Source organism: Streptomyces thermolilacinus SPC6 (assembly GCF_000478605.2).
GTDB classification, from domain to species: Bacteria; Actinomycetota; Actinomycetes; order Streptomycetales; family Streptomycetaceae; genus Streptomyces; species Streptomyces thermolilacinus.
Genome location: NZ_ASHX02000001.1, coordinates 6,384,985 through 6,402,795 on the forward strand (window position 1 = coordinate 6,384,985; position 17,811 = coordinate 6,402,795).

The 17,811-nt window shown below is 74.2% G+C and carries 16 protein-coding genes and 1 pseudogene; 15 read left to right on the plus strand and 2 right to left on the minus strand.

Going from position 1 to position 17,811, the window contains the following annotated elements:
* Nucleotides 1-171: 171 nt before the first annotated feature.
* The 6 genes from J116_RS27765 (at nt 172) to J116_RS27790 (ending at nt 4,780) form a co-directional block, all read left to right on the plus strand.
* Nucleotides 172-432 carry a hypothetical protein gene (locus J116_RS27765; protein WP_139140516.1) on the plus strand — a complete coding sequence of 87 codons (261 nt, stop codon included), beginning with the start codon at nt 172-174 and terminating at the stop codon, nt 430-432.
* A complete protein-coding gene (locus J116_RS27770; protein ID WP_079147825.1) occupies nt 390-1,199 on the plus strand; it encodes an ABC transporter transmembrane domain-containing protein in 810 nt (269 codons plus the stop codon). Before J116_RS27765 ends, J116_RS27770 begins: the two co-directional genes overlap by 43 nt.
* A 39-nt stretch (nt 1,200-1,238) precedes the next feature.
* Nucleotides 1,239-2,084 carry an ABC transporter ATP-binding protein gene (locus tag J116_RS27775; protein ID WP_051203652.1) on the plus strand — a complete coding sequence of 282 codons (846 nt, stop codon included), beginning with the start codon at nt 1,239-1,241 and terminating at the stop codon, nt 2,082-2,084.
* 210 nt (nt 2,085-2,294) lie between these two features.
* Nucleotides 2,295-3,422, plus strand: a complete 1,128-nt coding sequence (locus J116_RS27780) for an ABC transporter ATP-binding protein (protein WP_051203654.1) — start codon at nt 2,295-2,297, stop codon at nt 3,420-3,422.
* A gap of 227 nt (nt 3,423-3,649) precedes the next feature.
* Complete coding sequence (locus tag J116_RS27785) at nt 3,650-4,294, plus strand: ScbR family autoregulator-binding transcription factor (protein ID WP_023590360.1); 645 nt, start codon at nt 3,650-3,652, stop codon at nt 4,292-4,294.
* Nucleotides 4,295-4,375: 81 nt separating this feature from the next.
* Nucleotides 4,376-4,780, plus strand: coding sequence for a hypothetical protein (locus tag J116_RS27790; protein WP_023590361.1), 405 nt, complete (start codon nt 4,376-4,378; stop codon nt 4,778-4,780).
* A 158-nt stretch (nt 4,781-4,938) separates the two neighbouring features.
* Here the strand turns inward: J116_RS27790 and J116_RS27795 are convergent, their stop codons facing one another.
* Nucleotides 4,939-5,976: a saccharopine dehydrogenase family protein gene (locus J116_RS27795; protein WP_023590362.1), complete on the minus strand. Its 1,038-nt coding sequence runs from the start codon at nt 5,974-5,976 to the stop codon at nt 4,939-4,941.
* Between the two features lie 99 nt (nt 5,977-6,075).
* On the opposite strand from J116_RS27795, the gene J116_RS27800 reads away from it, so the two are divergent.
* The 8 genes and pseudogenes from J116_RS27800 (at nt 6,076) to J116_RS27830 (ending at nt 14,946) form a co-directional block, all read left to right on the plus strand.
* The gene (locus J116_RS27800) at nt 6,076-7,056 is read left to right on the plus strand and encodes a helix-turn-helix domain-containing protein (protein WP_037947034.1); all 981 of its coding nucleotides are present in this window, start codon (nt 6,076-6,078) and stop codon (nt 7,054-7,056) included.
* A gap of 138 nt (nt 7,057-7,194) precedes the next feature.
* Nucleotides 7,195-8,070 carry an aldo/keto reductase gene (locus J116_RS27805; protein ID WP_023590364.1) on the plus strand — a complete coding sequence of 292 codons (876 nt, stop codon included), beginning with the start codon at nt 7,195-7,197 and terminating at the stop codon, nt 8,068-8,070.
* A 171-nt stretch (nt 8,071-8,241) separates the two neighbouring features.
* Entirely contained in the window at nt 8,242-9,120 is an 879-nt protein-coding gene (locus J116_RS27810) for a GNAT family N-acetyltransferase (protein ID WP_023590365.1), read from the plus strand.
* 107 nt (nt 9,121-9,227) lie between these two features.
* Nucleotides 9,228-10,072, plus strand: a pseudogene (locus J116_RS27815) (GNAT family N-acetyltransferase); the annotation flags it as partial.
* 244 nt (nt 10,073-10,316) lie between these two features.
* Nucleotides 10,317-10,751: a hypothetical protein gene (locus J116_RS27820; protein WP_037948528.1), complete on the plus strand. Its 435-nt coding sequence runs from the start codon at nt 10,317-10,319 to the stop codon at nt 10,749-10,751.
* A 64-nt stretch (nt 10,752-10,815) separates the two neighbouring features.
* Nucleotides 10,816-11,193, plus strand: a complete 378-nt coding sequence (locus J116_RS28945; RefSeq protein WP_161492132.1) for a serine hydrolase — start codon at nt 10,816-10,818, stop codon at nt 11,191-11,193.
* Nucleotides 11,194-11,911: 718 nt separating this feature from the next.
* Nucleotides 11,912-14,338, plus strand: coding sequence for an SCO7613 C-terminal domain-containing membrane protein (locus J116_RS27825; protein ID WP_023590370.1), 2,427 nt, complete (start codon nt 11,912-11,914; stop codon nt 14,336-14,338).
* A gap of 293 nt (nt 14,339-14,631) precedes the next feature.
* Nucleotides 14,632-14,946, plus strand: coding sequence for an NIPSNAP family protein (locus J116_RS27830; protein WP_028964617.1), 315 nt, complete (start codon nt 14,632-14,634; stop codon nt 14,944-14,946).
* Between the two features lie 557 nt (nt 14,947-15,503).
* Here the strand turns inward: J116_RS27830 and J116_RS27835 are convergent.
* Nucleotides 15,504-15,758, minus strand: coding sequence for a hypothetical protein (locus tag J116_RS27835; protein ID WP_028964618.1), 255 nt, complete (start codon nt 15,756-15,758; stop codon nt 15,504-15,506).
* Nucleotides 15,759-16,627: 869 nt separating this feature from the next.
* On the opposite strand from J116_RS27835, the gene J116_RS27840 reads away from it, so the two are divergent.
* On the plus strand, nt 16,628-17,395 hold the full coding sequence (locus J116_RS27840) for an SDR family NAD(P)-dependent oxidoreductase (protein ID WP_023590373.1): 768 nt from the start codon (nt 16,628-16,630) through the stop codon (nt 17,393-17,395).
* Nucleotides 17,396-17,811: the final 416 nt, after the last annotated feature.

Genomic DNA, 17,811 nt, shown 5'->3' on the forward strand with positions numbered 1-17,811 from the left:
CTCAAGCCCATTGTTCGGGGTCCGCCGACGGCCCGGACAGCAGGGGGCGTACAGCGCGAGAAACAAAACAGGTCAATCAACCTGTTTCTTTGGTACGTCCCCTCGCGGGCACTCAGGTCGTCGGCCAACATGCCTCCTTTCAAGGCATCGACGGAAAGTCAGGACGGGGGCGTGCGTCGATGGAAGGTGACGGGCGCGATGAAGACGGTGCGGGCTGAGACCTTGGAAGCGGTGTGGCTCGGGGAGTTGCTGCGCCCCGTACGGACACGGCTGGGCACGGCGATCGGCCTTCAGGCCGTCGCGGCGGTGGTCGCCGTGGTGCCGTTCGCCGCGGTGGCCGAACTGGCCCGGGTGCTCCTGACGGACGGCCCGGCCGACACGGCCGCGGCATGGACGGTCGCCGCGGTGGCGGCGGGGGCGCTCGCGCTGTGACTGGTGCTGAACACCCTGGCCGGTGCCCTCGCCCATGCCGCGGACCGGACTTCCAGTTGCCGGTGCGGCGGCTGGTGGACCGGCTCGGCCGGGTGCCACTGGGCTGGTTCACCGATCGCGGCGCGGGCGGCACCGGGAAGGCAGTCCAGCACGTTGTGGACACCATGCACCACCTGGTCGCCCACTCCCTGCTGAACCTCACCACGAGCGTGGTCACCCCGCTCGCGACGCTGGCCTACCTCTTCGCGGTCGACTGGAGGATGGCGGCGATCCTGATGATCCCCCTGGTGGTCGGCGTGGGGCTGTTCGTCCGGATGATGACGACCCTCGACGCGCAGACCGCCGCCTACGAGGAGGCCCAGGAGCGCATCGTCTCCAGGGTCGTCGAGTTCGTCGAGGGCATCGCCGTGGTCAAGATGTTCGGGCAGGCCAGGCGGGCGCACCGGCAGTACGCGCGGGCCGCCGACGACTTCACGACGTTCTTCATCGCCTGGATCTCCAAGGGCTACAGGTCCACCGCCGCGTCGGCGCTGGTCCTCGGCCCGGTCACCATTCTGCTCACCGTGCTGACCGGCGGCACACTGCTGGTCTCGTCCGGCGCACTGGACCCGCTCGATCTGCTGCCGTTCGCCATCCTCGGCCTGCGCGTGGCCGCGCCCCTTCAGGCGCTGGACTTCCACGGCCACGACATGGAGATGGCCGGCGCGTCGGCCAAGCGGGTCGGCGCCCTGCTCGCCGCGCCGGAACTGTCCCCCGCACGCCCCTGACCCCGCGGACCGACGGCGGCGCTCGGGTGGAGCTGTCCGGTGTGGAGTTCCGCCTACGACACGGACCGCCCCGTCCTCAGCGGCATCGACCTGGTGCTCGAACCCGGCAGCGTGACGGCCCTCGTGGGGACGTCCGGTTCCGCCAAGACGACGCTCGCGAAACTGCTGCCGCGGTTCTTCGACCCGACCGCCGGGACCGTGACGATCGGCGGCGTCGACCTGCGCGACATCGCCCAGGACCAGCTGTACCGGCTGGTGTCGTTCGTCCTCCAGGACGTAGGGCTGCTCGACGCGACCGTACGGGACAACATCCGCCTCGCCCGCCCCGACGCGGACGAGGAGACGGTGCGCCGCGCAGCCCGGGCGGCGGCCATCCGCGACCGCATCGCGGCGCTGCCCCGCGGCTACGACTCGATGGTCGGCACGGAGGCCCGCTTCTCCGGCGGCGAGGCACAGCGGATGTCCATCGCCCAGGCCATCCTCGCGCACACCCCGGTCGTCGTGCTCGACGAGGCGACCGCCCACGCCGACCCCGAATCCGAGGCGCTGATCCAGGACGCCCTGTCGGAGCCGGGCGCGGGGCGGACCGTGCTCGTCGTCGCGCACCGGCTCGCCTCCGTGGCCGGCGCCGACCGCATCGTGGTGCTCGAACAGGGCCGGATCGCCGAGCAGGGCACCCACGAGGAACTCCTCGCCGCTCGCGGCCGGTACGCGAGCCTGTGGCACCTCCAGGAGCGCGCGGACTCCGCGGACACCGGGTACCAGACTGCCGGGTACCAGGCCACCGACGGCCGGGACACCCACGGCGAGGACACCGAGTACCAGGTCACCGACGACCAGGACGTGTGCGCCGGGACCGGCTCGGCGAAGGAGGAGGGGCGATGATCCGCCGACTGTTCACCGCGCTCGGCCCGGAGCACGACCGCGCCCTGCGCAGGCTGCTCGCCTGGTTCACCGTTGCGGCGGTCCTCCAGGGCGTGGCGTTCGTCATGCTCGTGCCCGCCCTGCGCGCGCTGCTCGGCGACGCCCCGGAGCGCGCCTGGCCGTGGGTCGTCACCCTCGCGGTGCTGTGGCTCGGCTACGCGGCGGTGAGCGGTGCTGCGCGCGTTCGGACGTACGGCTCAGGGGCACACCGCGCTCGACGAGGCGCTCGTCGCCCAGCACACGGCCGGCCGCCGGATGCTGCGCGTCGGCATGCCCGGCCTCGTAGGGCTCGCCTTCATCGCGCAGGCGTCGTTCGTCGTGCTGCTCGCCGTGGGGACCAACCCGGCGCTCGGCGGGTCCCTGGAGACCGCCGAACTGATCGCGCTGCTGGTCCTCGCGGCCCGGTTCGTCGAGCCGGTCCTGCTCACCTCCGAACTGGGCGGTGCGATCCGCGTCGCCGAGAACGCCCTCACCGAGATCAACGAACTGCTCGACACGGAGACGCTGCCCGAGCCGAGGACGCCGCGGCGGGCGGACGGCGCCCACATCGAACTCGACGGCGTGCGCTTCGGCTACCACGGCTCGCCGGTCCTGGACGGGCTGACGATGCGCGTGCCGCAGGGCCGCATGACCGCGCTGGTCGGCCCGTCCGGCGCCGGAAAAACGACCGTGATCAGGCTGATCGCGCGGTTCTTCGACCCGGACGCGGGCACCGTGCGCGTCGGCGGTGTGGACGTCCGCGAGATGCGCACCGAGGACCTAACGTCCGTCATCTCGGTGGTCTTCCAGGACGTCCACCTCTTCGACGGGACGATCCTGGAGAACGTGCGGCTCGGCAGGCCCGACGCCACCGACGAGGAGGTGTACGCCGCCGCCCGCACGGCACGCGTGGACCAGATCGCCGACCGGCTGCCGGGCGGCTGGGACGCACCGGTCGGCGAGGGCGGCAACCGGCTCTCCGGCGGCGAGCGGCGGCGCGTCTCGATCGCGCGGGCCCTGCTCAAGGACACCCCGATCGTGCTGTTCGACGAGGCGACCGCCGCCCTGGACGCCGAGAACGAACACGCCCTCCAGCAGGCGATGTCGGCCCTGGCGCGCAACCGCACCGTCCTGGTGATCGCGCACCGGCTGAACACCCTGCGCGGGGCGGACCACATCGTGGTGCTGGACGAGGGCCGCGTCGTGGAGGAGGGCGACCACACCGACCTGATGGCCCGGAACGGCCGGTGCGCCCACTTCTGGCGCGAACGGCGCCGCGCACAGGGCTGGCGCCTGGCCGCGCCCGCCGCGGTCCGCTGAGTGGCGCCGCCCGCCGAACCACCGCCGCCGGACCACCGCCCGGCGGGCGGCGCGGAGCCTGGCGTATGGCACGTACAGGGTCGAGAGGAGCACCGCCGTCCCCACGAGTCCGGCGCGTGGCGGCGCCCTCCCGCTCCTCCCTGCCGCGCGCTGTGAGCCGAGGCGTCATCGCCCGATAGGTTGGGGCGATGACCATGACAGTCGCCCCCGTTGGGAGGGCCCAACGGATGAGAGAAGTCCAGCAGGAACGGGCGATCGCGACCCGGCAGCACATCGTCGAGAGCGCCGCGGCCGTGTTCGACACCGAGGGGTTCGCCGGGGCGAGCCTCGGCCGGATCGTCGAGCGGGCCGGGACCACGCGAGGTGCGCTGCACTTCCACTTCCCGACCAAGGACGCGCTCGCCACCGCGGTCATCAACGAGCACAACAGCCGGATGACCGCCGTCGTGGAATCGGTCACCCGAGGCGACACGAGCGCGCTCGAACAGATAGTGGAGATCTCCAGGACGACGGCACGGATGATCGACAAGGATCCCGTCGTCCGTGCCGGGACACGGCTGCTGATGGAGCTCACCTACACGGGCGACCTCCCCCTCGCGTACCGGGTGTGGATCGACGCGTGCGAAGACCTCTTCCGCAGGGCCGTCGCGGACGGCGACGTCTTGCCGACGGTCTCCCCCCAGGTGGTGGCGTACCTGGTGATCTCCAGCCTCGCCGGAATCCAGATGGTCTCGTCGGTCCTGTCCGGCCGGAGCGATCTGGACCAGCGGGTCGAGGAGATGTGGCAGGTACTCCTCCTCGGCCTCGTCCCGCCCGACCGCCGACGCAAGGTGACCGGACGCCTCGACCCCGCGCGTCGCGAACCGGCCTGACGCGCCGTCGTGCGGGACGGCTCGGCGGGCCGAGCGAGCCGCACTTGACCCCAAGTGCGGTTGAGGTAGCACCGTTGGGTCATGAGCGCACAGAGCACACACGACGACACGTTCCTTCTGTTCCGCAACACCATGCGGATCACCGACGGCCACCTGGAGGGCTTCCGCGAGGCCATCAGCCGGGCGGTGGAGTTCGCGCGGCAGCACGGGCCGCAGCTGATGGTGCAGACGTTCGTGGACGAGGAGCGGATGCTCGCGCACAGCTTCCAGCTGTACCGGGACTCCGACGCCGTCCGCACCCACTGGAAGATCGCGGACCCGTACATCCAGGACGTGATGGCGCACTGCCGCGTGGAGCGCTTCGAGGTGTTCGGAGAGCCGGACGCCGACGTGGTGGCGGGCGTGCGCGCGGGGCTCGGCGAGCAGTGCCCGGTCACGTTCTCCCCGCGCATCGCCGGGTTCGTCCGCCTCGCCGCGGTGGACTGATCGCGCGCACCTGGCCCGCCCGTACCGCCGGCGCACACACGCACCACACGCCCTGCCCCGACACCACCCGCCCCATCCACAGCCGGGCCCACCGACACCCCCGCCCGCCGCCGAAGCGGGACCCGCGGCCCACCCGCCCCGCCACGGACGCACCCCGTCTACGGGAGCAGCTCGACCGAGAGGTGCCCGCCCGCGGACAGGGAGCGCAGGAAGTCGGCGGCGTCGAAGACCCGGCCCGCGGAGGCGACACCGACCGTCCGGGTCCGGCCCGTGAGGACGCGGTGGACGGCCTCCACCGCGAGCGGCGCGCTGACGGCGTAGATGTCCCGGCCCCGCGCCACCGCGCGCCGTTCACCGGCCCCGGACCGTACGACGACGTCGACGAGGAACGTCTGCTCGGACCGCCCCCGCTCGTCGGCGGGGGCCGGGGCCGGGGTGTCGGGGGAGGCCAGGTCCCGGGCGGCCTCCCGCGTCATGTACGTACGGACCTCCGGGATGGCCAGGTGGCTCGGGACGGTGACGGCGTCGGCCATGGTGAACTCGCCGATGACGGCCCTGCTGCCCATCGGCTCGGGGAACGGCCACTGAAGCGTCGGCAGGGCGTCGTCGTGGTACTCGAGCCGCCCCTTCGTGTAGCGGACGCGGCGGCCGCCCCGCCGCTCATGGGAGACGCCGCCCGCGGCGCGCGTCCCGGCGGTGGGGTGCCAGCTGCTCAGCCCGTACGCGATGTGCGCCTCGTCGGCCTCCGCCCAGTCGCCCATCGCCGCCGTGACCAGCAGGTCGCCGAGGCCCCCGTAGAAGGCCATCGCGGGGACGATCACCGCCCCCGCGGCGCGGGCGCGGTCGGTGAAGTGCGCGAACGTGTCGGCGTTGGCCTCGATCTCGGCCGCCACGTCCACGTACGGGATCCCGGCGCGCAGAGCCGCCTCGATCACGGGGGCCGCGGTCGTGGCGAAGGGCCCCGCGCAGTTGATGACGGCCGCCGTCCCCGCCAGCGCCCGGTCGAGTGACGCCGCGTCGTCCGCCGAAGCGGGCCGGGCGTCGAGTCCGCCCTCGGACTCCGCCAGCGCCCGCAGTCTGCCGGGATCGCGGCCCGCAAGCACCGGTACGAACCCGCGCTCCCGCAGCGCGGCCACCACGAACCGGCCCGTGTGCCCGTACGCGCCGAACACCACGACCCGCTGCCCCGACTCCATGATCTCTCCCCGCACTCGACTGACCGACTGCGGCAATCCTCGCGGGCGCGCACCCCCGCCGCGAGTGTCCGGAACGACATGCCCCGTACAATTACGGACATGGGATCTGTCGCGCTGGCCGTCACCGACGGGATGCTGCACTTCGAACTGTCCGTGGCGTACGAGGTGTTCGCCTCCGCCCCGGCCGGCGTGCCGGTCGCGTGGTACGACCTGGCCGTCTGCGGGCCGGCCGCCGTGCGGGTCGGGCGGTTCCGGCTGGAGCCCGACCACGGGCTGGACCGGCTCACGAGCGCCGACACCGTGATCGTCCCCGGCTGGGCGGACATCGACGAGGACCCGCCCGCCGAACTGCTCCAAGCGGTGCGGGCGGCACACGAGGCGGGCGCCCGCGTGGCCTCCCTCTGCACCGGCGCCTTCGTCCTCGCCGCGGCCGGGCTGCTGGACGGGGCCCGCGCCACCACGCACTGGGCGCACACCGGGACCCTCGCCGCGCGCTATCCCCGCGTCGAGGTCGATCCGGACGTGCTGTACGTGGACAACGGCAGCGTGCTCACCTCCGCGGGGAAGGCCGCCGCGCTGGACCTGTGCCTGCACCTCGTACGCCTCGACCACGGCTCGTCGGTCGCCAACGCCGCCGCCCGCCGCCTGGTCGTACCGCCCCATCGCGAGGGCGGCCAGGCCCAGTTCGTCGCCGCACCCGTACCGGACCGGACCGACCACCCGCTCGCCGCCCTGCTGCCCTGGGCGCTCGAACGCCTCGACCAGCCGCTGACCGTGAACGACCTGGCGCGTCAGGCGCGGATGAGCTCGCGCCACCTGGGCCGCCGCTTCCGCGCGGCGACCGGTACGACCCCGCTCCAGTGGCTGCTGACCCAGCGCATCCGCCGCGCCCAGGAGCTGCTGGAGACCACCGACGGCAGCGTGGACGCCATCGCGGAGGCCACCGGCATGGGTACCGCCGCGACCCTGCGCCGCCACTTCAACCGCACCGTCGGCGTGCCGCCGGACACCTATCGGCGCACCTTCCGCTCACGCCCGCGGCCCGGCACGGACCACACACCCGCCCCCACCCCTGCCTGACGCGCACCTCAAGTGCCGTCGGGGTCACGGCACTTCCGCCCGGCCGACGATCAGGCGCACGCGAAGCGAGCGCAGACCCGGGAGGGCCGGGTTACCGGGACGGCCCCGGGTAGGGTCGGGCCGGTGAGGGGGAAACCGATGACTTCGAGCACGACGAACACTCCTGGCCCCACGGGCAGGTTCTCCATCGGAGGGGAACTCCCGGTGACCCGGCTCGGGTTCGGTGCCATGCGCCTGCCCACCGGCCCCGGCCCCGAACGGGAAGCCGCCATCGCGGTGGCCCGGCGCGCCGTCGACCTGGGCGTCACCTTGATCGACACCGCCCACTTGTACGGCTGGGGCGCCAACGAGGAACTCCTCGCCGAGGCCCTGTTCCCGTACCCCGACGACTTGCTGATCACCACCAAGGTCGGTGTCACCCGGTCCGGGCCGGAGGGCTGGGCGTACGACGGACGGCCGGAGAGCCTGCGCGAGCAGGTCGAGCAGGGCCTGCGCCGGCTCAGGACCGAGCGCGTCGGCCTGCTCCAGCTGCACCGGATCGACCCGAAGGTTCCGGTCGCCGAACAGGTGGGCGCGCTCCGCGACCTCCAACGGGAAGGGAAGATCGGGCACATCGGCCTGTCCGAGGTCACCACGGCGCAGCTCGCCGAGGCCCGCCGGACCGCCGGGATCGCCAGCGTGCAGAACCGCTACAACCTCTTCGACCGGGAGTACGAGCCGGTTCTGGAGGCGTGCGAGGCCGCCGGTATCGCCTTCCTTCCCTGGCGGCCCGTCGCCGCGGCAGCCGACGCGGGCCAGGGCGCCGCGCTCGACACGGTCGCGGCTGTCGCCACCGAACTCGGCGCCACCACGCCCCAGGTCCTGCTCGCGTGGCTGCTCGCCCGTTCCCCGGTCGTCCTGCCGATCCCGGGAACCGCCTCGCTGATCCACCTGGAGGAGAACCTCGCTGCGGCCGACCTCCGGCTCACCGACTCCCAGCTCCAGCGCCTCCACCGTGCGGCCGTGCCCTCCTAGACCTGCTCCAGCAGCCGGTCCCGGTTCGCGCCCCGCACCGTGACGATCACGGTGCGGGGCGCGGGGCTCATCGCGATGAGCACAGCCGATCCTCCGTACGACGCCCGTCCGCCCCGCCCCCACCCCGGAAAACCGCGGGCGCCCCGCCGACCGCACGCGGCAACATGAGACATGCGTTCACATGACTGGCATGTCACCGGAGACCTCGACGACTTCCTCGCCCGGGCCGGGGACTTTTTGCGCTCGCGCCCCGCCCTGCACAACACACCGCTGACGGACATCGAGAGACTGCGAACGCGCCCCGAGACCGGACAGGACGGCGCGGCCGCCGTGTTCGGGCGGCTGGAGTCGGGAGGCGAGGTCCGCGCGGTCTTCTATCTCACGCCGCGTGGCCGCCTGGGTCTCACCCCGCTGCCCGCCGAGCAGACCGACGCGCTCGCCGCTCTTCTGACGGGCCTCGGCCGCCTTCCCTCCCACGTCATCGCGGACCACGACACCGCCGGAGCCTTCGCCCGGTCACAGCGGCGGCACACGGACGCCACACCGGAGCTCTTCTGGCGGACTCACCTCTACCGTCTCGGCACGCTCACCGCGCCGCGGCCGCGCCCGGAGGGCCACGCTCGCCCCAGGGGCGGTGAGGACCGGGAACACGTGGTGCGCTGGTGCCGCGAGTTCTGCGTCACCGTCGGGGAGCAGTCCTCCATCGACCTGATCGACGCCGGAGCCTGGAGCGACTCGCGTTTCGGTGACCGGCACTTCACGTTCTGGGAGACCCCGGACGGCACGCCCGTCTCGATGGCGGCCGCGACCTCGGTCATCGGCGGCATGGTCCGGGTGGACCCCGTCTACACCCCCGCCCACCTCCGGGGCCGCGGGTACGCGGGGGCCGTGACGGCCGAGGTGAGCCGGGCCGCGCTGGCCGTGGGGGCGAGGGACGTCGTCCTGTTCACGGACCCGGCCAACCCGACCAGCAACGCCCTCTACCAGCGCATCGGGTACGTCCACGTCGCCGACTTCGCCGGGTACAGGTTCTCCTACGGCACCCCGTAGGCGGTGCAGGCACACGCCGGTCGCGCCGCGGGCCCGAGACACCTCCCGGCGCCCGCCCCGAAAGGGAAATCCACGGGCGCCCACCGGCCGCACGCGGGACATGAGCCATGCGTGCAGACGGCTGGCATGTCACCGGAGACCTCGACGACTTCCTCGGCCGGGCGGGTGGTTTCCCGCGCTCGCGCCCCGCCCCGCACACCGTCCCGTTGACGGTGACCGAGCGCACGCGGGGCCTCGACGCGTACGGCGCCGAAGCCCCCGTGCTCGGGTGGCTCGAACGGACCGGCGAGGTACGGGCGGCGTTCTTCCGCACCCCGCCCCGCCGCCCGAACGTCACGCCCCTGATCCCGAGGACGCCGACGCGCTCGCCGCCCGCCCGGCCGGGCTCGGCCACCCCCTTCCCGGTGTCATCGCCGCGCACGACACCGCCACGGCCTTCGCCGCCGCCTGGCAGCGGCACACCGGCGTCACGCCCACGCTCCACAAGCGCCAACGCCTCTGCCGCCTGGGCACGCTCACCCCGCCCGAGCCGCTCCCGGAGGGCCGCAGCCGCGTGGCGGGCGAGCGGGACCGCGACCGGCTGATGGCCTGGCACGGCGAGTTCGCCGCCGCCATCGGATCGTCCACGCCCATGGACCCCGGCTCCTGGGCCGACGCACGCATCGCCTCGGGGCGCGCCACGTTCTGGGAGACCCCGGACGGCACCCCTCTCTCCATGGCGGGCGTGAGCCCGATGGTCGCGGGACAGGTCCGGGTGGCGCCCGTCTACACCCCGGCACATCTGCGCGGCCACGGCTACGCGGGCGCCGTGACGGCCGAGGTCAGCAGGGCCGCGCTGGCCGCGGGTGCGGCGGAGGTCCTGCTGTTCGCGGACGTGGCCACCCCGACGAGCAACGGCCTCTACCGGCGCGTCGGCTACCGCCCGGTCACGGATTTCGCGGTGTACGACTTCCCGGGGCGCGGGGCGCGGGGCGCGGGGCGCGGGGCGCGGGGCGCGGGGCGCGGGGCGCGGGGGGCGGGGCGCGGGGCGCGGGGCGGCGGGCGGGACGGCTGGACCGAGGAGGTGGGACCCGGGTGCGGGCACGGGCGTGGGTTCGCGCGAGGCCCGTTCGTATGATCGTGGGATGACGCCCGACGCGCGTGTGACCCGCGCCGCCTTCGCCGACCGTATCCGCCCCATGTCCGCTCCTCAGCCGATGCCGCTCCTGCCCGAGCGTGCGTGGTCCGACGACGACTGGGAGCGGATCCAGCGTGGTTACGCCGCGCGGGACATGGACGAGAAGTGGCACGTCTTCACCGAGGGGCGCGTCGTCCACGTGCACCGCAGCTGGAAGGGCCAGGGCATCTACGCGGCGACCTTCGCACCGGCCGATGGCGGTGGATGGCATATCGCCGACGCCGTGGTGGAGCGTGACCCCACGCGTTACCGGGGTACGGACGACGCGTACGACTGCGTGATGCTGGAGCTGGTGCTCAGCGCCATCGTGCTCGGGGAACCCGCGTCCGCTCTCCGCGCGAAGCTGGTGGAGGTGACGCGCCGCGGTCACGGCGCGGCGGAAGCGCCCGCCGGTGTGATCCAGCACAGCGCGGTGGGGCTGCGTACCCCGGATTCCGCCCCGCCGTCGCGGTAGGGGCCTGGCTCAGCGGCTGCCGTTCAGCCGGTGGTGGGGTAGAGGGAGGGGAGGGCGGTCACGTGTGGGTGGCCGCCTCGACGGCCGCGCGGGCGGACCGAGCACTTCGACGTCCGCCGAATCGGTGCGCAAGGGCCTGAGCCGCCCACCCGTCTCCGCTCCCGGCGCCGGCCTCACGTACTCCAACACCAACTACCTGGTCCTCGGCATGCTCATCGAGAAGGTGACGCGGAAGCCGGTGCACCAGGCGGTCACGGACCGCGTCATCGAACCGCTCGGCCTGAGCCGCACCGTCTTCCCCGCCCCCGGCGACCGAGCCTGCCCGCCCTGGCGGCCAACGGCTACCACGGCGTACGGATCGGAAGCCTCTACTTCTGGACGCCGGCCCTCACCTACGCCCCGTCCCTCTACAGCAGCGCCGGCGCGATCATCTCGACCCTGAAGGGCCTCCCCACGTTCAACCAGGCACTGCTCGCGGGCAAGGTACAGAACCTCGGCCGCAGGCGGCTGCGAGACCCCGGGAGGCGGACCGGCGCGCGGACTCCCATCGGGTGTTCCCGCGGGTGGCGAAGCCGCATTCACCGCATCGGTGGCGGAATGCCACGTCGACTCCCTGTCGGGTGTCCTGCAGACTTCGAAGCTGCCGCCGGGAGGAGGTCCGGGGTGGCGGTCGGCGTAGTGGGATCGCCGCGTCTTCGCTCCCCGGCCCCGGTTCGGGAACGGTGTCCTCGTCTGGCGGGCCGCACACCCCACTGAACCTGAGCGCAAGATGCGGACCACCCCGGGGCGGCGAACCGCACCGGCCCCAGTGGCCCGAGCCGCCCCAATGCCCCTCGCGCGACGCGGAGACGCTTCTCGTCCCCGACCTGGAGGAGTCAGGCCGGATCACCGTACCGGCGTGATCAGCCTCGGCGGCCGGGCGGCCTGTTCGTCGGCGCCTGCGAGCGCTCCGCGGCGCGGTTCCTGCGGCGAGCGACGTCTGCTCGCCGCAGGAACCGCCCGGGCGGAGCACGCCGCACCCATCACCCGAGCCGCGGCGGGCGGCTGTGGCGGTGGGCCGTCGCCGGACGGCTCAGGGCATCGGCCGACCCGGCTACTCAGCCGGGTCTGAGTACCCGCGCGCATCCGGCGAGGCCGTGTCGGCTCCGACACTGCCCGGCATGGACAGCATTCCGTCGCCGGCCCAGGAGCTGGTGCTCATCGATCGTGAACTGGCTCAACTGGACACGCGCCGGGCGATGCTCCTGGCGCGCCGTGCGTGGCTGCTGGACGTGCTGCGGGCGCGGGCCGTGCGGCCTGCCGGCGCCGCGGGTGCGACTGCCGGCGGTGCCCCCGCGTGGGCCAGGCCGGACGGCGAGGCGTCCGCGTGGGGCGTGCGGACGGTGCTGCTGACGCTGGGCGGGGCGCTGCTGGCGATCGCGGCGCTGGCGTTCACGCTGCTCAGTTGGGGAGCGCTCGGGATCGGCGGCCGCACCGCGGCGCTCAGCGCGGTGACGGCGGTGGCCCTCGTCGTACCCGCGGTGCTGCTGCGGCGCGGTCTGACGGCGACGGCGGAAACGGTGGCGGCACTGGCGCTGGCGTTGACCGTGCTGGACGCGTGGGCGCTGTACCTGCTCGCCGGTCCGTGGGCATGGGGCGCGTCCGGGTACACGGCGTCGGCCGCGGCACTGCTGGCTGCGCTGTGGACGGGGTACGGGCTGGCGTTCCCCAGACTGCGCGCGCCGCTGCCCGCGGCCGTGGTGCTGGGGCAGTTCCCCCTGGTCCTCGCGGTGGTCGCCTTCGGCGGCGACGCGCGGACCGCGGCGTGGGCGCTGCTGGCGACGGGCGCCGGGGACGCGCTGCTGGCGCTCCGGACCCGCTCGGCCTCGGTGCGGGCCACCGCGTGGTCGGCGGCCGGGGCGACGGCCGGGTATGCGTTGCTCACCGCCTTCGAGGCATCGCTGCGCGGCGGCGTGGAGCCCGCCCTCCTGCTTCTCGCGGGTGCGGTGCTCGGGGCGGCCGTCGCGTGGCGGGTCGCGGGTGCCGGGGCGGTGGCGTGCGCGATGGTGGCGGCGGCGGCCTGGGCGGCGGCCGGGGGCGGACTGCTGCGTGCGGTGTCGCCCGGGGCGTGGGCGTTGCCGGGGTACGTGGCATGCGCGGCGCTGCCAGTGCTCGTGGTGGCCGTGGCGTCGGCGGTGCGGGTGCCGGACGCGGTGCGGCGCGGACTGGTGTGGGCGTCGGACGCGGTCATGGGGGTGGGCCTGCTGCTGGCCGTTCCGCTGCTGACGTGGGTCCAGGTGTGGCTGGTGCCCGACGTGTGGTCGGGTGCGGTACCGGCGGGCTCGGTTGTGGCTGCGGCGCTGGTGTGGCCGGCTGTGGTGACGGTGACGCTGGTGGGCGGTGTCCTGGCGGCCGGGGCGGCGGTACCCGTTGGCGCCGGGGGGCCGGGCGTGCGGGTCGCCGCACGGTGCGGGGCCCTGGGGCTGGGGGCGCTGGCGATGTGGACGGTGCCGGTGGCGGCGGGACTGCCCCACGGAACCATGCTCGCGGCGCACCTGCTCGTGGTGGCGGCACTGCTGGGAGTGGCGGTACGCCCCACACGCGTGGTCGCCGGGCTGGCTGGCGCGACGCCGGGTGTGAACGCCGCGGCGGCTTCCGGGTTCGGGTGCGCGGTGGTGGCGGCGGCCGGGGTGGCGATAGCCGGGCTGTCGACGCGGGCGGCGACGCTCGTGGTGCTGGCATCGCTGGCCCTGCTGTGGGCGGGGGCCTCCGTGGCCGCCGGGTCGCGGCCGTGGCTGCGGGCCGCGTCGGCGTGCGGGGCGGTGGCGGCGGCCGCCGGGTTCACGGGCGCGGCCGGGGCGGCCGCGGGGTGGCCGGCGCACTGGGTGGGGGTGGTGCTCCTGGCCGTGCCCGCCGCGACGGCCGGCCTCGGCGCCCGGCTGCGGCACAACGCGGCGGCGGTACCGCTGGAAGGGGCCGGCGCGGCTGTGGGCGCGGTTGCGGTGGCGCTCGCGGCGGGGCGGCCGGGGGTGCTGGCACTGGCGCTGGGGCTGGCGGGCGTGATCGCGGCGGGGACGGCGCTGCGCCCGGAGCGCCTGCGGGTGGCGGGACCGCTGGCCGCGGCGCTGCTCGTGGCGGCGGCGTGGGTGCGGCTCGCGCTGTGGGACGTGACGGTTCCGGAGGTGTACGCGCTGCCGGTGGCGCTGCCTGCCCTCGTGGTGGGCGCGCTGCGCAGGAAGCGGGACGCCGGTACGGGGTCGTGGGCCGCCTACGGGCCGGGACTCGGCGCGGGCCTGCTGCCGAGCCTCTGCGCGGTGTGGGGCGACGCGGGCTCGTTGCGGCCGCTGCTGCTGGGCGCGGCGGCGCTGGCGGTCACGCTGGGCGGGGCACACATGCGACTGCAGGCGCCTCTGCTGCTGGGCGGCGGCGTCCTGCTGCTGGTGGCGGCGCACGAACTGGCGCCGTACGTGGCACAGGTGGTGGGCGTACTGCCACGCTGGCTGCCGCCTGCGCTGGCCGGACTGCTGCTGCTGATGGTGGGCGCGACGTACGAACGGCGCTTGCGCGAACTGCGGCGCCTGCGCGACGCGGTGGGCCGCATGGGTTGACGGACCGCCTGGCGGGGCAGGAGGCGGCCGGGCCGTGGGCGCGGCTTCGGCCCGTCCTGCTCGTGACCGTCGATCGCGGCGCCGCCGACCAGCCACGCCCGCCCGGTAGCGGGCCCGGCGGTGCATGGCCCGCGCGCGACCCGCCCCGGCCGCGGCGCGGCACATGCGGGGCCGGAGGTGACGCCTCCTCGGGCTCCGCGCGATGGGTGCCGCGGACCCGCGGAGCCGCGGCGACTCCGCTACGGGTTCTCCACCGCCCTGGTGGGCGCGTAGGACCGCGTTAGCCTCGGAGCATGATTACCTGCGTGGTGGAGTACGTGATCGATCCGGCGAAGATCGAGGCGTTCGAGGAATTCGGGCGCCGGTGGATGGACCTGGTCGACCGGCACGGTGGCACCCACCACGGCTACTTCCTGCCCGCCGAGGGCGCCAGCGACAAGGCGTTCGCCCTGTTCAGCTTTCCCAGCCTCGCCGCGTACGAGGAGTATCGAGCGCTGTTCGGCAGGGAACCCGAGTTCATCGACGCCGACCGCATCAGGGACGAGAGCGGTTGCGTACTGCGCTATGAGCGCACGTTCATGCGTCCTCTGCTGCCCGGGTCCTCCTAGAGCGCCGCTCCACCGTCCAGGGCATCGCCCCAGCGCCTCGAGGAGTGGCGGCCCAGCCCCCGTTCATCCCCCGTCGACCTCCTGGGCACCCGGCTCGAAGGGTTCGGCCCGCCCTCCGCCGGTGCACGACCCGCGGCGCCAGTAGATCGGCCCTGTGCCACAGGACCGGCGGTCCCGCCGACCCGTGGACGCCGAAGATGCCCGCGACCGGCGTGGTCGCGTGAAGCGATAGGTCGTCCGGTGTCGTCCGGACGGCGAGCAGCATGCCCAGCCGTAGCGCGGCAGCGCTCGCCCCGCAACGACGACGAGGCGGCCGACTGGGAAGACGGTCGTCTTACGCGTCGTTGTCGTCCGGTCTCACCTCGCCAGGGCACCGTCCGCGTCCACGGCGTCGAACGGTCCGCTGAGGCGGGGACGCCGCCTGCGCGCTGGGGCGGCGCCCGCCGCACAACCGGACGCGGGCGTCAGTGCCGGGGCTTCGCCCGCGCCCGTGGCCGCAGCCCTCGCAAAGGCGGCACGGGCGTGGGGCGTCGTCGGGATCGAGGCGCGGGCCCTGTTCAGGCGCCGGCGACCAGGGCGCCGAGGATCATGCCGCCGACCAGGCCAACGGCGCTCACCACGAGGGCGACCGTGGAGAGGCGCTCGCGCCGGACGGTCTTGGCGACGATGGCCAGTACCAGGCCGATGGCGCCGAACACGATCGGCAGGAAGAGCAGGGCGACCGCACCGAGCACGATGGCGATGATGCTGAGCACGTTGCTGGTCGACGCGTGCTGCTGGCCTGTGGGCTGACTGCCGTACTGCGTGCTCATGTGCCACTCCTTCGGGACGATCAGTGAGAGCGGCCGGAGAAGGGTCCGGCCCGCCACCCGGATACCCCCAAGTTCCGTCCCCATACAGCATCTTGACCGCCGGTACGTCCGGTGCGTACTTGTCCGAGGGGAAGCGACGCCATCGCACGCGGCGTGACGAAGTCGACTTCGACGTGGCGACCTGGGGTCCGATCGGGGACGACTGCGGGGTCTGGTCGCGCATGGGACCAGCACCGTCCTTTCGCCCTGACACCGGCGCCGCGGAATTGCCAGACGACCAGCCAAGGGCGCGCACGGCTCACACGGCGCCGCCCCTGTGCCGGTGTCACCCGTGACGTGCGGCCCCCGGGATGAGTCGCTCGGCGCGCTGGCCGGACGGGCGCCGTCGAAACCGGTCGCCCCGGACCCCAGACACCGCGCTACCGCGTCAGTCGTCCAGCGCCGTGTCGGTCTGTACCAGCAAGTCGTCATCACGCCCGACGACCCTGGGCGGTCCGACCTGGCGGGCGAACCCGGATGGACCCCGTACGACACGAGGGCGTCCGGTTGCTACGGCCCCGACGCGCCTCCATGGGGCGGTACGGCTTACCCGCGCGTCGTGCCGTCGGCGGGCGTCGCCGTCGCAACTGCCCACCCAACACCCTGGGGACGGCACGACTGCGTCTCCATCGGCATGCGCGGCACGCCGACGGCGGAGTGACACCGCGGCGCCGCGCCGAAGTCCCGGTGCGTCACCCACCGCAGGCGCGCGCTGTGCAGTGCCGGGTCGGCAGGCTCGTGGCACGGCTCGGTGCCCGGGTGTGTTGAGGGATGCTGTGGGGTCGTGGTCCGGTTGTCATCATGTGCGTTGTCTGGGTGGAGGAGGGGCCGTGGGGTTTCCTGCGTCGGGTCGTCGGGTGCTTGTGAGCGGGGCGTCGCGCGGGTTGGGACGCGCGGTAGCCGAGGCGTTCGCCGCCCATGGTGATCGGGTCGCCGTCCATTTCTCCTCGCGCGAGGAGGAGGCCCGCCGGACGTACGAGAGTCTCGCGGGCACCGGGCATGTACGGATCGGGCAGGACCTCGCCGACCCGGCAGGCGCGGCGAGGCTGGTCGAGACGGCCGCCGACGCGCTCGGCGGGATCGACGTCCTGGTCAACAACGCGGCGGTGAACAGCCCTCACCCGTTGCCCGAGACGTCCTACGAGGAGTGGGTGGCGGCCTGGGAGCGGCACGTGTCCGTGAACCTGCTGGCCACCGCTCACCTGAGCCACCTGGCGGCGCGCCGGATGATCGAGCAGGGGAACGGCGGGCGGATCATCAACATCGGTTCGCGCGGCGCGTTTCGCGGTGAGCCGGACCATCCGGCGTACGGGGCGACGAAGGCGGCCGTCCATGCCCTCGGCCAGTCTCTCGCGGTGTCGCTCGCGCCGTACGGCATCGCCGTCGCGTCGGTCGCTCCGGGCTTCTTCGCGACGGAACGGGTTGCGGATCGCCTCGAGGGCCCGGAGGGTGAGGCGATCCGGGCGCAGAGCCCCTTCGGCCGGGTCGCCGAGCCAGCCGAGATCGCGGCGGCCGTGCTGTGGCTGGCGTCCCCCGCCGCAGAGTGGTCCTCCGGCACGGTTCTGGATCTCAACGGCGCCTCCTACCTCCGGACGTGAGAGGCCGCCGGGGTGTCGACCGGCACCGGGGGGGGACTTCCACGGCCCCGCCCTGCCCGGGCGGCGCGCCCCGTGTGCCGTGCGCGGTGGGGCGTACCTCCGGTGAAGGCCGCCGCACGTCCGGCCGCCGTGACGCCGGGCACCCTCGCGGCGCCGCGGTCGGCAGCGACCGCCGCCACGGCTCGTGGTGCCGCGGCCTCGCCGGCATCGGCACGGTCCTGCTCCGGGCCGCCGAACTGCTCGGCGAACCCGGCTACCTCTGCCCGATCCAGAGGGCGACGCGTGCCGGGTCGCGCTGGCACCGTGGAGGCCGCTCGTCACGCGGCGCTGCGGACTCGCCGGAGTGGGCGATCTGATGATCGACCTCGCGCGGGTTCCAAGATCGCAGGAGTTCCGGGGCGCGGCCGAGACCTTCG